Raw genomic sequence first — 16244 nt, forward strand, 5'->3', positions numbered from 1 at the left:
ACTAACAAAATTAAGGAGTTATATTTTTGTTAGGCTTCTCCGGGGGTTCCAAAGCTAATCGGGAACTTCGGCTGCTCATCATTCGGGTTGATTTTTCCAAAAGCGGCCTCATACTTATCAATGTTGTCTTTTAATGCAGCCAGCAATCGCTGGGCATGTTCCGGAGTAATAATCACTCTGGATTTCACTTTTGCCTTTGGAACACCAGGCATCATCCGGATGAAATCTATCACAAACTCTGAATTGGAGTGGGCGATCATGGCCAAATTACAATAAACGCCTTCTGCCACTTCTTCGCTCAATTCAACATTGATCTGTTGATCTGGTTTCTTTTGCTCGCTCATTTTCTTAGGATTAAAAAAGGCCTGCTCGACGCAGGCCTTTCACTTAAGACTAATTATAAATTTTACAGAATTGCTTCGCTGGACTTTGAAGAAGTCATCTCCATGTTTTCAGAAAGCTTTTCGTACTCCTCTTGAGATCCAACGATCATCTTCTGGAAGTTACGCTGACCTGTACCGGCTGGGATCAAGTGACCTACGATCACGTTTTCCTTCAGACCTAACAACTCATCACGCTTACCTCGGATAGACGCTTCGGAAAGTACCTTGGTAGTTTCCTGGAAGGATGCTGCAGAGATAAAGCTCTCAGTACCCAAAGAAGCTGCAGTGATACCTTGAAGTGTTGGCTTAGAAACCGCAGTTTCTGCATCCCTCACTTGTACCAATTTCAAATCCTTACGCTTCAGACTGGAGTTTTCGTCTCTCAATCTTCTTGCAGAAATGATCATACCTGGCTTCAAAGTACTAGAATCACCTGCATCCATGACGACTTTCTTATCAAGAATCATATCGTTTTCTTCTCTGAAAGCCCACTTGTCTACAGTCTGACCCTGAAGGAAGCTCGTGTCTCCTGCATCCAGAATTTCGACTTTTTGCATCATTTGAGATACAATCACCTCGATGTGCTTATCATTGATTTTCACACCTTGAAGTCGATATACTTCCTGAATTTCATTGACCAAGTATTCCTGAACAGCCGTCGGCCCTTTGATCGCCAAGATATCATTTGGAGTAATTGCCCCATCAGATAATGGCTCACCAGCACGGATAAAATCATTCTCCTGTACCAAGATGTGCTTAGAAAGCGACACCATGTATTTCTTGATCACACCATCTTTAGATTCGATGATGATCTCTCGGTTACCACGCTTAATACCTCCGTAAGAAACCACTCCGTCGATTTCAGAAACTACCGCCGGATTAGACGGGTTACGTGCTTCGAAAAGTTCGGTTACTCGTGGAAGACCACCGGTAATATCTCGAGTTTTACCTACAGATCGTGGAATTTTAACAAGGATTTGACCAGCCTTCACTTTGTCGCCCAAGTCTACTGCCAAGTGGGCACCAACTGGGATATTGTAAGACTTGCTATCCTCACCGTATTCTACCACGATGGCAGGGTTCTTCGTTCTATCTTTGGTTTCGATGATTACTTTCTCACGGAATCCTGTCTGATCATCGGCTACTTCTTTGAAAGTAACACCTTCAACAATCGACTCGAAATCAATCTTTCCATCAAATTCGGAAAGAATCACTGCGTTGTATGGATCCCAAGTACAAAGTGAATCACCTTTCGCTACCTTCTGACCATCTTTCACATTCAAGATAGCTCCGTAAGGAACGTGGTTCGACACTAGGGTCTTGCCGCTTTTCGCTTCATTGATTCGAATCTCACCAGATCGTCCCATTACTACTGTGACAGGCTCTCCATCCTTATTGGTGGTCTCGATGAATCTCAATTCCTCGTCGAATTCAACAACTCCTTCAAATTTAGCATTGATACTTGCATCAACTGCCATGTTGGAAGCTGTACCACCGACGTGGAATGTACGAAGTGTCAATTGGGTACCTGGTTCACCGATGGACTGTGCAGCAATTACACCGACAGATTCACCTGTATGAGCCATTTTACCAGTAGCAAGGTTTCTTCCGTAACACTTAGAACAAACTCCTCTACGAGTTTCACAAGTCAACACGGATCGAATTTCAACTTCTTCGATTGCGGAATCATCTACTTTAGCGGCGATTTCGTCGTCAATCTCTACTCCGGCAGGAATGATCAATTCATCAGAAATCGGATCATACACGTCGTGAACAGATACTCGTCCCAGGATTCGCTCAGAAAGTGGCTCTACAATATCTTCATTGTCTTTGAGTGGCTGTACAACCAATCCTCTTAGCGTACCGCAATCATCTTCAGTGACAATCATATCTTGAGCTACGTCAACCAAACGACGAGTCAAATACCCCGCATCGGCTGTTTTCAAGGCTGTATCTGCAAGACCCTTTCGAGCACCGTGTGTGGAGATAAAGTACTCCAATACATCAAGACCCTCTTTGAAGTTTGAAAGGATTGGGTTTTCGATGATTTCACCTACAGAACCCTGAAGGTTCTTCTGTGGCTTGGCCATCAAACCTCTCATACCACCCAACTGACGAATCTGCTCACGAGAACCTCGGGCTCCGGAGTGCATCATCATGTAGATCGCATTAAATCCTTGCTTATCTTCCTCCATCTGCTTCATCAAGATGTTCGTCAGATGAGAGTTAGTTCTTGTCCAGATATCAATTACTTGGTTGTATCGCTCATTGTCTGTGATAAGACCCATTAGATAGTTGTTCCAAACAACATCTACTTCTTCTTTTGCCTTATCAATCATCGGATCTTTCTCATCCGGAATGATGACATCATTCAGACCCATGGACAATCCACCTTGATAGGCCATTTGGAAACCAAGGTGCTTGATATCATCCAGGAATTGAGCAGTTCGGGCTACACCGCAAACCTTCACAACTTTAGCAATGATTTGCTGAAGCTTTTTCTTAGTCAATAGTTCGTTGACATAGCCTACTTCTTCTGGTACAAATTGATTGAAAATCAATCGTCCTGCTACCGTGTCAATAAGCTCAGATTTGATCTCTCCATCTGCAGAGCGAACATTTACCTTACACTTAATGTGAGCATGTTTGGAAATTTGCCCCTCATTAAGAGCAATGATTACTTCCTCTTGACTGTAGAAGGTCATTCCCTCTCCAGCTACAGGCTCTTCCTCAGTAGATTTTTTACCCTTAGTCACGTAGTAAAGACCCAATACCATATCCTGAGAAGGGACAGTAATTGGAGCACCGTTGGCCGGGTTCAAAATGTTGTGCGAAGAAAGCATCAAAGTAGATGCCTCTAGGATAGCTTCATGTCCAAGTGGAACGTGTACCGCCATTTGGTCACCGTCAAAGTCAGCGTTGAATGCTGTACAAACTAGTGGGTGCAATTGGATCGCTTTTCCTTCGATCAATTTTGGCTGGAAAGCCTGAATACCCAAACGGTGAAGAGTTGGAGCACGGTTGAGAAGAACAGGGTGCCCTTTCAACACATTTTCCAAAATATCCCAAACGACAGGATCTTTACGATCCACAATTTTCTTAGCAGATTTTACCGTTTTAACAATTCCTCTTTCGATCAACTTTCTGATGATAAAAGGCTTGAAAAGCTCTGCTGCCATATTTTTAGGAAGACCGCACTCGTGAAGCTTCAATTCAGGACCTACTACGATCACCGAACGACCGGAGTAATCCACACGCTTACCGAGCAAATTCTGACGGAATCGACCTTGCTTACCTTTCAACATATCAGAAAGAGACTTCAAGGCACGGTTTCCATCGGATCTTACCGCATTTACTTTTCTTGAGTTGTCAAATAGTGAATCGACAGCTTCCTGAAGCATTCGCTTTTCGTTTCTCAAAATCACCTCAGGTGCTTTGATATCGATCAAACGCTTCAATCGGTTGTTTCGAATAATTACACGACGGTAAAGGTCATTCAAATCAGAAGTTGCAAATCGACCTCCATCCAAAGGAACCAATGGTCGCAATTCTGGCGGAATAACAGGCACCATGCGGACGATCATCCACTCAGGTCTGTTTTCGATTCGCGTACGTGCATCACGGAATGCCTCTACTACTTTCAATCGCTTTAGCGCTTCAGCCTTCCGCTGCTGGGAAGTATCTGTAGCCGCCTGGTGGCGAAGAGAGTAAGATAGATCATCCAAATCCAAACGAGCAAGAAGCATTTCCAATGCCTCCGCACCCATTTTGGCAATGAATTTATTAGGATCATCGTCATCCAAAAGATGGTTTTCTTTTGGAAGCTTATCCATGATATCGAGGTATTCGTCCTCCGTCAAAAAGTCAAGATATTGAATACCGTCTTCAGCTTTAATACCAGCTTGAACTACCGCATATCGCTCATAATATACGATTTGATCTAGCTTTTTGGTAGGAAGTCCCAATAGGTAACCAATTTTGTTTGGAAGGGACTTGAAATACCAAATATGGGCAACTGGAACTACCAATTCGATATGTCCCATTCGCTCACGTCGTACTTTCTTCTCGGTCACCTCTACACCACAACGGTCGCAGATAATGCCCTTGTATCTGATGCGCTTGTATTTGCCACAATGACACTCCCAGTCTTTGACCGGACCAAAAATCCGCTCACAGAACAACCCGCCCATTTCAGGCTTGTAAGTTCTGTAGTTGATAGTTTCTGGCTGGGTCACTTCACCATTTGAGCTATCCAGAATAGATTCTGGGCTAGCCAAACTGATGGTGACTCTCGAAAAGTCATTGTTGAGTTTTTTGTTTTTTCTGAACGCCATAGTTTATAGAAAGATATGTGAAGGGCGGTTACCCGCCCAATTGAGCCAAATTAGTCTAAGGTGATTTCTAATGCCAAACCTCTCAATTCATGAACCAATACATTGAATGATTCAGGGATATTTGGTTTTGGCAGGTTCTCACCCTTAACAATCGCTTCGTATGCTTTTGCACGGCCAATTACGTCATCAGACTTAACCGTCAAAATTTCCTGCAACACGTGTGATGCACCGAATGCTTCCAATGCCCATACTTCCATCTCTCCAAATCGCTGTCCACCGAATTGGGCTTTACCACCCAATGGCTGCTGCGTGATCAAAGAGTAAGGACCGATGGATCTTGCGTGCATTTTGTCGTCTACCAAGTGACCTAGCTTCAACATGTAAGCTATACCTACGGTCACCGGCTGATCAAATCTGACGCCTGATAGACCATCGTATAGGTAAGTTCGGCCATATGGAGGTAAACCTGCTGCTTCCAACTCTGCAGAAACCTCTTCCATAGAAGCTCCATCAAAGATTGGAGTGGCATATTTCTTACCAAGTTTCTGACCAGCCCATGCCAATACAGTTTCGAAGATCTGTCCGATGTTCATTCGGGAAGGTACGCCCAGTGGGTTCAATACAATGTCCATTGGAGTACCATCTTCCAAGAATGGCATATCTTCATCTCTTACGATTCTTGCCACGATACCTTTGTTACCGTGACGACCTGCCATCTTATCTCCTACTTTCAGTTTACGCTTCTTGGCTACGTATACTTTTGCCAACTTCACGATACCTGCAGGAAGCTCATCACCTACCTCCAATGTAAATCGCTCACGCTTAAATTGACCGGAAATCTCATTACGAGCATTGGTGTAATTTTTCACCAATTGTACAATGAGTGAATTGGTATGTGCATCATCTGTCCAGTCATCTAGGATGATGTCTGAGATCAAATTCGCTTCTTCTGGCACATTGTAGTTAGACTCATCCCGATAAGGGTTCTTAGCTGGGAAGAGGTTATTTTCAATGTTTTTATGATTGAACTTCTGTCCCTTGCTGATAATCTCATCACCAAACTTATGCTTGACACCCAATGACGTCTTTCCATCAAGAATATTGACCAACTTGTTGATCATTCGAGCGCGGATTCCAAGAAGGTCCTTGGAGTATTTTGCCTTCAGTTTTTCAACCTCAGCTTTTGCTTTAGCACGTACATCCTTATCCTTCTTAGGTCTAGAGAATAGTTTGGTCTCGATTACCACTCCGTTCAATGATGGAGAAGCTTTCAAAGAAGCATCTTTTACATCACCTGCTTTGTCACCAAAGATAGCTCTTAGAAGCTTCTCTTCTGGTGTAGGATCAGTTTCACCTTTTGGAGTAATCTTACCAATGATAATATCGCCCTCTTTGATTTCCGCACCTACAGTGATGATACCGTTTTCATCCAAGTGCTTGACAGCTTCCTCGGAAACGTTTGGAATTTCAGAAGTCAATTCTTCCTCTCCACGCTTGGTATCCCGAACTTCTAGTTGGAATTCTTCTACGTGAATGGAAGTAAATATATCCTCACGAACAACTCGCTCAGAAATAACGATCGCATCCTCGAAGTTGTAACCCTGCCAAGGCATGTAAGCTACTCTTAGGTTTTTACCCAGTGCAAGCTCACCATTGTTGGTGGAGTATCCTTCGACCAAAACTTGACCCTTTTCCACTTTTTGACCATGCAAAACAAGTGGTGTTAGGTTTATCGTCGTGTCTTGGTTAGTTCTTCTGAATTTGATCAGATCATATGTTTTATATTCATCCGTGAAGTTGACCAACAACTCATCGTCAGATAGGTCATACTTGATTCGGATTTTTGTAGCATCTACGTAGTCAACCACACCGCTTGCCTCAGCAATAATCAGTGATCTAGAATCGATAGCAGCTTTTCCTTCAAGTCCAGTACCTACGATTGGTGCTTCAGCTTTCAACAATGGAACTGCCTGACGCTGCATGTTGGAACCCATCAAGGCTCGGTTTGCATCATCATGCTCCAAGAATGGAATCAACGAAGCAGCTACAGATACAATCTGATTAGGAGCTACGTCCATGTAGCTGATTTCGTTTGGCTCCAACACAGGGAAATCACCCTCATATCTAGCCTTCACACGATCATTTACAAAAGATCCTTTCTCATCCAAAGGTGCATTGGCCTGAGCGATGTTATGATTATCCTCTTCTTCTGCAGTAAGGAAGACAATATCCTCCTTCTTCATCCCTACTTTGCCTTCTTTTACTTGGCGATAAGGAGTTTCCAAGAAGCCCATTGAATTCACTTTTGCGTGAACACAAAGAGAGGAAATCAATCCAATATTTGGACCTTCAGGAGTTTCGATCGTACAAAGACGCCCATAGTGCGTATAGTGAACGTCACGAACCTCGAAACCTGCACGCTCTCTAGAAAGACCACCAGGACCTAAGGCAGAAAGTCTACGCTTGTGGGTCAACTCAGCCAATGGATTGGTTTGATCCATAAACTGAGAAAGTTGGTTGGTTCCGAAGAAAGAGTTGATTACTGAAGAAAGCGTACGCGCGTTGATCAAATCAACTGGCTTGAAATCTTCGTTGTCACGAACGTTCATTCGCTCACGGATGGTTCTAGCCATTCTAGCCAAACCTACACCAAATTGGCTGTAAAGCTGCTCGCCTACAGTACGAACACGTCTGTTTGACAAGTGATCAATATCATCGACAACTGCTTTAGAGTTGATCAAACCGATCAAGTATTTAACGATATTGATGATATCCTCTTTGGTAAGGACGATTTTCTCCGAATCGATGTCGAGACCCAGTTTTTTGTTGATTCTATAACGACCAACTTCTCCTAGATCATAACGCTTGTCAGAGAAGAACAAGGAGTGAATTACCTCACGGGCAGTAGCCTCATCAGGAGCTTCAGTATTTCTCAACTGACGATAAATGACTTCTACCGCTTCCTTCTCAGAGTTTGAGTTATCTTTTTGTAAAGTATTGTAGATGATGGAGTAGTCAGCAATGTTGACATCTTCTCTGTGGAGAATGATGCTCTTAGAGCCTGAATCCAAGATCATTTCAATATCTTCCTCGGTAAGTACCGTATCACGTTCTAATAGAACTTCATTTCGGTCGATAGAAACTACCTCTCCAGTATCCTCATCCACAAAGTCCTCTACCCATGTTCTCAAAACACGAGCAGCCAACTTACGGCCTGCAGCTTTTTTAAGGGCAGTTTTTGTGGCATTTACTTCCTCAGAAAGACCGAATAGATCCAGGATATCTTTATCTGAACCGTATCCAATAGCTCTAAGAAGTGTGGTTACAGGAAATTTTTTCTTACGATCGATATAAGCATACATGACATTGTTGATGTCAGTTGCAAATTCGATCCAAGAACCTTTGAAAGGAATAATTCGAGCGGAATAAAGCTTGGTACCGTTGGTGTGCTTACTTTGAGCAAAGAAGACACCTGGAGATCGGTGAAGCTGGGAAACGATCACTCGCTCAGCCCCATTGATCACAAATGAACCTTTTTCGGTCATGTATGGAAGATTTCCTAAAAATACTTCCTGCTCGATGGTTTCAAAGTCCTCATTATCTTCATCGTGGCAAAGCAACCTCAATTTTGCCTTGAGCGGCACAGAGTAGGTCAGTCCGCGCTCGATACACTCTCCGACGCTGTATTTAGGAGGGTCAACTGCATAGTCAATAAACTCCAAGGTGAAGTTTTCACGGGAATCAGAAATTGGGAAATTCTCTGAAAAAACCTTGAATAATCCGTCTGCTCTTCGCTTCTCAGCAGGTGTATCCAGTTGGAAAAAGTCCTTGAAGGACTGCAACTGAATATCGAGAAAATCCGGATAGTCTTTGACCACCTTAATGGAGGAGAAACTTTTCCTTTCGGTTTGATTCTTGATAGCCAAGGTAGTGTGTGTTTTAGTGATATTTAATAAAGGAATGCGACAATTATCGCTTGGAATAATGCAATTTTTACCCTGTGCATAAACAGGAAAAGACCTGACTTATTTTAGTCAGGTCTTAGGGCAATACCTAAACCAAGGGTTCAGGTTTTGCCAAATTATTTGATCTCTACTTCAGCACCAGCTTCTTCAAGAGACTTCTTCAAAGCCTCAGCTTCGTCTTTAGCGATACCTTCTTTCAATGCTTTAGGAGCGGAGTCAACCAATTCCTTTGCATCTTTCAATCCAAGACCAGTCAATTCTTTCACAAGCTTAACTACTGCAAGCTTCTGACCACCGGCTGCCTTCAATACCACGTCAAAAGAAGTTTTCTCTTCTTCTGCAGCGCCACCATCAGCACCACCAGCAGCTGGTCCAGCTACTGCTACAGCTGCAGCTGCAGGCTCGATACCATACTGATCCTTAAGGATATCTGTCAATTCTTTAACCTCTTTTACAGTCAAGTTAACCAACTGATCTGCAAGTTGTGTTAGATCTGCCATTTTATTGTAAAGTTTAAATTTTCGTTGTTAAATGTGTGAATTTTTACTGCTCGCCTCTTTCTTCCAAAGCCTTCAAAACACCACCTAGGTTGTTTTGACCACTCTGAAGTGCGGAGATCAAGTTCATAGCAGGAGATTGCAACAGACCCAAAAGGTCTCCAAGCAATTCTTGCTTAGATTTAAGGTTGGACAGCATTTCAAGATTTGCTTCACCTACGATTACATCTGAATCGATGGAAGCTCCTTTGAATACTGGTCTGGTTTCTTTTTTACCTAACTTCTTACGGAAGTCAAGTAAAACTTTCGCCGGTAAATTGCTGATCTCTTTGGAGAAAATAATACCAGAGAAACCTTTCAATGTATCATCCAACTGAGAGAAATCTGCATCGAGATTCTCCAATGCTTTTTTGATCAAGGTGTTTTTGTACACTTTGTACTCCACTCCTTTTTCAAAGCATGTACGTCGGAAAGCATTCACCTGTGCTACAGTAAACCCGGAAGCATCTGTAACATAGAAGAAAGGGTTTTCTCTGAATTTCTCGGTAAGACCGTCGATTATTTCTTTTTTCTCTTCTCTAGTCATGATTTAGATACCTTGAAAACTACCCTTGTCTAGTTTGATGCCCGGAGACATCGTACTGGATAGATGAATACTTCTAAAATAAGTTCCCTTTGCGGAAGCTGGTTTCAGCTTGGAGATGGTTTGGATAAGTTCATTTACGTTCTCCTGAATTTTCTCAGGGGTAAAAGATACTTTTCCTACGCTTGCGTGAATAATTCCAAACTTATCTACCTTGAAATCAATCTTACCAGCCTTCACCTCTTTTACAGCTCTACCCACTTCTAGGGTTACTGTTCCTGCTTTAGGGTTTGGCATTAGGCCTCGAGGACCCAACACTCTACCTAGTCTACCTACTTTTGCCATTACGTTAGGCATAGTGATAATGACATCAATGTCAGTCCACCCACCTTCGATCTTAGCAATGTAGTCGTCCAATCCAACGTAGTCTGCGCCTGCTTCTTTCGCCTCTTCCTCTTTGTCCGGTGTACAAAGAACCAATACTTTGGTGTCTTTACCAGTACCATGAGGTAGAGCCACTACACCTCTGACCATTTGATCTGCTTTTCGAGGATCTACACCAAGGCGTACATCCACATCCACAGATGCGTCAAATTTTGTGTTAGTAATCTCTTTTACGATCGTAGAAGCGGCCTCCAGGGAGTACACTTGGCTTGGGTCGTACTTAGAAAGAGCTTCTTTTTGCTTTTTTGTTAACTTAGCCATAGTTGTATAATTATTCTTCCCAAGGGGCTTTTCCAGATACTGTGATACCCATACTACGTGCAGTCCCCGCTACCATTCGCATGGCAGACTCCACTTTGAAAGCATTTAAGTCAGGCATTTTCACCTCCGCTATCTCCTTTACCTGATCCCAGGTAACAGATCCTACCTTCTTACGGTTAGGCTCTGCAGATCCTCCTTTGATTTTTGCTGCTTCCAAAAGCAGGTTTGCTGCTGGTGGAGTTTTTACAACAAAATCGAAAGACTTATCCGAGTAGATTGTAATCAATACAGGACACGTTTGACCCATTTTGTCTTGGGTACGTGCATTGAATTGCTTACAGAACTCCATGATGTTCAGACCCTTGGAACCAAGAGCTGGACCTACTGGAGGCGACGGGTTAGCCTGGCCACCTTTCACTTGCAGTTTTAAATAACCAGTGATTTCCTTAGCCATTGCTTAGTCTTGTTTTTCTACTTGTATAAAGTTTAATTCAACAGGAGTATTTCGTCCAAAGATCTTGACCATAACATTCAATTTCTTCTTGTCATCAAATATCTCCTCAATCGTCCCGGTAAATCCACTGAAGGGTCCATCCATTACTTTTACGGACTCTCCGACTATAAATGGTGTATCCAGCTTCTCGGCAAACTCATCAATCTCCTCAACCTTTCCTAAGATGCGGTTAACTTCTGATTGGCGTAATGGTTCAGGGGTTTTGGAAGCTCCCCCCTGGCTTGATCCAAGAAACCCGATTACTCCCGGAATACTCGTTATTACGTGATTGGCCTCTCCATTCGATAGATCTGCGTTGACAAGCACATAGCCCGGAAAGAAGTTCTTCTCTCGGACTCGCTTTTTGCCATTTCGCATTTCATATACTTTCTCAGAAGGAATCAGAACATCTGGAATAAATTCATCCAACTTTTGCCTGACAATTTCATTGTCAAGGTAAGTCTTTGCTTTTTTTTCCTGTCCTGCTACTACTCTGAGTACGTACCACTTATGTTCGGCCATGCTGTAATTTCAATTCAATTAAAACAAATCATAAAACCATGTCATGATATTTTCGAATCCTAGATCCACTCCACCAATAAACAGTGCAAAGATCAGTGACGCTACCAATACCAATACGGCAGAATTCTGGAGAAATGAGTACTTCGGCCAGGTGACCTTGTTCTTCATTTCGTCGTAAGACTCGAGGACAAAGTTTTTTAAATTCATATTGATTCGCTTGCTAGCACGGGCAGAGAGATTCGAACTCCCATCAACGGTTTTGGAGACCGCTATTCTGCCATTGAACTATGCCCGTGTGTTTGATCGCTCTCCAAACGGGAACGCAAAATTAGATATAAGTGCCTTAAGAAACAAATGCGATCCCAAAAAACTTTAGGATCGCATTGTTAATTAAGTATAATATGTATTAGTCTAGGATTTCAGTAACCTGACCGGCTCCTACTGTACGACCACCTTCACGGATCGCAAATCGAAGACCTTTCTCCAAAGCAACTGCGTTAAGCAAGTTAACTTCGATAGTTACGTTATCACCAGGCATTACCATTTCAACGTTTTCTGGAAGTTTGATCTCTCCAGTCACGTCAGTAGTTCTCAAGTAGAACTGTGGACGGTACTTGTTGAAGAATGGAGTGTGACGTCCACCTTCTTCTTTTGAAAGAACGTAAACCTCAGCCTTGAAGTGAGCGTGTGGAGTTACGGATCCTGGCTTACAGATAATCATACCACGCTTGATTTGCGCTTTTTCGATACCTCTAAGCAATAGACCTACGTTATCACCAGCTTCACCTCTGTCCAAAATCTTACGGAACATCTCAACACCAGTAACAGTAGACTTCAATCCTTCAGCACCCATACCGATGATATCAACTGGATCACCAGAGTTGATTACACCTCTTTCGATACGTCCGGTAGCTACAGTACCACGACCTGTGATAGAGAACACGTCCTCTACAGGCATCAAGAAATCTTTGTCAGTCAATCGCTCTGGAAGCGGAATATGGTTATCAACCGCATCCATCAATTCCATCACTGTATTAACCCACTTCTCTTCTCCGTTCAATGCTCCAAGAGCAGAACCTTGAATAACTGGAATATTATCACCGTCGAATTCGTAGAAAGAAAGCAATTCTCTAACTTCCATTTCAACTAGCTCAAGAAGTTCCTCATCGTCAACCATGTCAACTTTGTTAAGGAATACAACTAGAGCAGGTACACCTACCTGACGAGCCAAAAGGATGTGCTCACGAGTTTGTGGCATTGGTCCGTCTGTAGCTGCTACCACTAGGATAGCTCCGTCCATTTGAGCGGCACCTGTAACCATGTTTTTCACATAGTCAGCGTGACCTGGACAGTCTACGTGTGCATAGTGTCTGTTTGCTGTTTGATACTCTACGTGAGAGGTGTTGATAGTAATACCTCTTTCTTTTTCTTCTGGCGCGTTGTCGATAGAAGAGAAATCTCGTAGTTCGGAAAGACCCTGCTTAGCCAACACTGTAGTGATAGCTGCAGTCAATGTAGTTTTCCCATGGTCCACGTGTCCAATCGTACCGATATTTACGTGCGGCTTGGAACGGTCGAATGTTGCTTTTGCCATGCTTGAAAATCCTCAGTTTAAGTTTAAAGATATGTTTAGTTTAATTATAAGCCGTTAAGAGCCAACGACGGGATTTGAACCCGTGACCCCTTCCTTACCAAGGAAGTACTCTACCCCTGAGCTACGTCGGCTTTTACCCGATGCCCTCCTCAGAAAGGCATTGAGCGGGAGACGAGGCTCGAACCCGCGACCTGCAGCTTGGAAGGCTGCCGCTCTACCAACTGAGCTACTCCCGCTTTTAATCTTTAGAGAATACTTCCTCTACTTTTTTGCCCTGCAAAACTAGGAAAAAATTTTACAATTCGGCAATGTGGGGGAAACAGGATTCGAACCTGTGAAGACATAAGTCAACGGATTTACAGTCCGTCCCAGTTGGCCGCTTTGGTATTCCCCCTTGTCTGCTTTTCAGTAAATTATGACCACTATTCGTCATAACGGATGGCAAAATTATAGGCTTTTCACAAAGTTTCAAAGCATACAAAATATTTTTCCGAATATTTTATTGAAATAAGTTTTAATTAGCTTAAAATCAATGATTTAATTTTCGTCTCCAAAGCTCTGAAGGAAGTACTGAAAGTAATTTTTGATCTGGGAGTTCGTCTCTTTCGATGCAATTTCCTGCAATTGCTTCACCAAGGTCTCATCATCAGCAAATCCCAATAGCCCTTGAAATGCTCCCAATCGAACAAAAACCTGTGGATTATTTTGCATCTGATCCAACAAATAGACCTTGGCTTCCTCAGCCCCTTCTTCCGGATTGGAAACAAAATACTCACTGAAATAACCCAAAAAATAATATAAACCTTCGCCACTCAGCACGGAAAGCTTGGAACGAAACCAATCTCCCTTACCCTGTATATCCTCATTGAGATAGTATTCTGCGACAGGTACGAGTACCCGATAATTCGTTTCCGATTCAAATCGCTCAAACAAATCAGGATCTAGCCGCTCTGAAGAAACATTATTCATAGCCATCAAGGCGGAACTGACAATCAAAAAAGATGAATCATTCACGTACCGGCTGAGATCAGGATAGTATTTGTCCGCATTTAACGAACCTAATACATCGATGGCTCCCGCCCGAACGGAATTTTTTTCATCCTTATCGGCAATAGTATAAATAGATTCCTCCATTCCTTCTGATATCCATTCTGGGTTGCTCTGAAGAATATTCAGCGTCAACTCCCGAATACTCCAAAAGGGATCTTTCAGACCTTCTGCCAACAAAGGTTTCAACTTATCCTCCTCTACTCTAATCACCAAGCTGTCCAACGCTTCATATCTCGCGATTCCCAACTGAGATTCCCGAAACTGCCGTACGTAATGATCAGATGAAAACTCCCCTTTCCGCTTTGTCAGTAAGTTTTTACCCTCATCGAAATAGGCTTGTGTCAGGGGAAATTCATTTTCAAGCGCAAACTGCTGAAAGCCTTTCTCCAAAATAAATCGCATACTCTTCCGCTCTTCCCCTTCGTACCAACTGATCTCGAAAGGCAATTTATACAGAGGGGAAAGCGTAAGATCCTGTGTTTGCTCTACTGTGATCAAAAGATTCTCAGGAATGGAGTAATCAATAGAAACCTTGAGCTCAGGGTGTCCCTTATCTAGAAACCACTGGTTGAAAAACCAATTCAGGTCTTCTCCGCTGACCTTTTCAAATGCCAACCTTAAATCATGCACTTCCACGCTTTGGAACGCATGAGTAGTAAGATAAAGATTGAGTCCTCTGAAAAATAACTCATCGCCCAGGTAGTTCCGAAGCATATGTAGGATCACCCCTCCTTTGGAATAACTATGCGCATCAAACATATCCTCAGGATCGGAATAGTCAAAGCGAATCAAATCCACCTGCTTGGTTTCAGCTTCCTGAAAATAAGTTTCCGTCTCGACGATCAGCTTTAATTTGGCTAGGTCATCTCCATATTTATGCTCGTTCCATAAATATTCGCTGTAGTTTGCAAATGCTTCATTCAGGGTCAGATTAGCCCAAGACTCTGTAGTCACTAAGTCTCCAAACCATTGGTGAAATAATTCATGTGCAATGATGTAGTCCCACTCTGAATCGATGGCTTCACGCTCTGTCAATCGTAATTCTTCCATAAAAATGGAAGCTGTGGTATTTTCCATCGCACCAGAGACAAAGTCCCGCACGACAATCTGATCATATTTGGGCCAAGGATATTTTACCTGAAGCAAATCTTCGAAATAGCGGATCATTTCAGGGGTATGCTTAAATACTCTCGCTGCCCCAGCTCCATATCCTTTTTCTACATAGTAGTTGATCGGCAGACCATCCAAGTCTCTTTTAACTACATCAAATTCACCAATTGCCAAAGCAGCTAGGTAAGGAGCATGAGGCAAATCCATTCTCCAGGTATCTTGGCGCATTCCATCTGCAAGCGGTTTTTGGGCAATCAGCTCTCCATTGCTGACGGTTGTAAGATTATCTTTCACTGTCAAATGGATGGTCTGAGTAAAGCGCTCATTAGGTTTGTCGATAGTCGGAAACCATTTACTGTTGTATTCAGTCTCCCCTTGAGTCCAAATCATGGTAGGCTTGCCCGGTACGGTATCCAGAGGATCAATAAAGTACAAACCCTTGGTGTCGGTAATAGCCAAGTTGTCCGAGCCTGAATTTCGCTCTGGAAAAGCTGTATATCTTACCCGAATAGAAAATGTATCGCTTAGGCTAACAGGCTTGGGAAGGTAAATCATCAACTGCTTGTAGTCATAGCGATAATTAGTCGATGTCTCCTCTCCATCGTGAGAAAAATAAATGGATCCAGGTTCAAAATCTTTTGCATCCAAAACCAATATAGACTGAGCTTTGGCATAGGGAGTGATGGTCAAAATAGCTTCACCCATCACAGCCTGCTGCTCATAATCAAAGCGTAAATCCAGTTCGGTATCCAAAATATCAAACTCTCTGGTAGCTGCGGCCCGGTAGTTTGCAATTGCCGCCTCTTTTTGCCTTAAAAGCTGCATTGCCTTCAGTGAATCATCTGAATTAGAGTCATCACTTTCTATTTGAGGAATAGGTTCTATGATGCTGACAACTTCTTTGGGAGGCAGATCCTGGGTAGATTTACAGGCAGTGGTATAGATCAATAAGCCTGAAATCACCCAAATCAGATTCTTTCCCAAAATATTCTTTGGCTTCGTGTGCAT

General features: G+C 42.9%; 11 protein-coding genes and 4 tRNA genes. All 15 read right to left on the reverse strand.

Annotated elements, in window-relative coordinates; all coding sequences use genetic code 11:
• Positions 1 to 29: 29 nt before the first annotated feature.
• Positions 30 to 344, reverse strand: coding sequence for a DUF3467 domain-containing protein (locus OU792_RS07830; RefSeq protein WP_026945201.1), 315 nt, complete (start codon positions 342 to 344; stop codon positions 30 to 32).
• A 62-nt stretch (positions 345 to 406) separates the two neighbouring features.
• Positions 407 to 4717 (reverse strand): DNA-directed RNA polymerase subunit beta', encoded by a 4311-nt coding sequence (gene rpoC, locus OU792_RS07835; protein WP_026945200.1) that lies wholly within the window; start codon positions 4715 to 4717, stop codon positions 407 to 409.
• A 50-nt stretch (positions 4718 to 4767) separates the two neighbouring features.
• Positions 4768 to 8643: a DNA-directed RNA polymerase subunit beta gene (gene rpoB / locus OU792_RS07840; protein WP_026945199.1), complete on the reverse strand. Its 3876-nt coding sequence runs from the start codon at positions 8641 to 8643 to the stop codon at positions 4768 to 4770.
• A gap of 155 nt (positions 8644 to 8798) precedes the next feature.
• Positions 8799 to 9182: a 50S ribosomal protein L7/L12 gene (rplL, locus tag OU792_RS07845; protein ID WP_024284760.1), complete on the reverse strand. Its 384-nt coding sequence runs from the start codon at positions 9180 to 9182 to the stop codon at positions 8799 to 8801.
• Positions 9183 to 9225: 43 nt separating this feature from the next.
• The gene (rplJ, locus tag OU792_RS07850; protein ID WP_026945197.1) at positions 9226 to 9765 is read right to left on the reverse strand and encodes a 50S ribosomal protein L10; all 540 of its coding nucleotides are present in this window, start codon (positions 9763 to 9765) and stop codon (positions 9226 to 9228) included.
• Positions 9766 to 9768: 3 nt separating this feature from the next.
• Complete coding sequence (gene rplA, locus OU792_RS07855; RefSeq protein ID WP_274669902.1) at positions 9769 to 10467, reverse strand: 50S ribosomal protein L1; 699 nt, start codon at positions 10465 to 10467, stop codon at positions 9769 to 9771.
• A 10-nt stretch (positions 10468 to 10477) separates the two neighbouring features.
• Positions 10478 to 10921, reverse strand: a complete 444-nt coding sequence (rplK, locus tag OU792_RS07860; RefSeq protein WP_024284757.1) for a 50S ribosomal protein L11 — start codon at positions 10919 to 10921, stop codon at positions 10478 to 10480.
• 3 nt (positions 10922 to 10924) lie between these two features.
• Complete coding sequence (nusG, locus tag OU792_RS07865; protein ID WP_024284756.1) at positions 10925 to 11482, reverse strand: transcription termination/antitermination protein NusG; 558 nt, start codon at positions 11480 to 11482, stop codon at positions 10925 to 10927.
• Between the two features lie 18 nt (positions 11483 to 11500).
• Positions 11501 to 11689: a preprotein translocase subunit SecE gene (gene secE, locus OU792_RS07870; protein ID WP_024284755.1), complete on the reverse strand. Its 189-nt coding sequence runs from the start codon at positions 11687 to 11689 to the stop codon at positions 11501 to 11503.
• Between the two features lie 17 nt (positions 11690 to 11706).
• A tRNA-Trp gene (locus OU792_RS07875) sits at positions 11707 to 11777 on the reverse strand.
• A 111-nt stretch (positions 11778 to 11888) separates the two neighbouring features.
• Positions 11889 to 13076: an elongation factor Tu gene (gene tuf, locus OU792_RS07880; protein ID WP_026945194.1), complete on the reverse strand. Its 1188-nt coding sequence runs from the start codon at positions 13074 to 13076 to the stop codon at positions 11889 to 11891.
• Positions 13077 to 13135: 59 nt separating this feature from the next.
• Positions 13136 to 13207 (reverse strand) — tRNA-Thr (locus OU792_RS07885).
• A gap of 32 nt (positions 13208 to 13239) precedes the next feature.
• Positions 13240 to 13312 (reverse strand) — tRNA-Gly (locus OU792_RS07890).
• 75 nt (positions 13313 to 13387) lie between these two features.
• Positions 13388 to 13470: transfer RNA gene (locus tag OU792_RS07895), tRNA-Tyr, on the reverse strand.
• Positions 13471 to 13613: 143 nt separating this feature from the next.
• The gene (locus OU792_RS07900) at positions 13614 to 16244 is read right to left on the reverse strand and encodes a M1 family metallopeptidase (protein WP_274669903.1); all 2631 of its coding nucleotides are present in this window, start codon (positions 16242 to 16244) and stop codon (positions 13614 to 13616) included.

The sequence above is a fragment of the Algoriphagus sp. NF genome, assembly GCF_028823735.1.
In the GTDB taxonomy this organism is placed as follows: Bacteria; Bacteroidota; Bacteroidia; order Cytophagales; family Cyclobacteriaceae; genus Algoriphagus; species Algoriphagus marincola.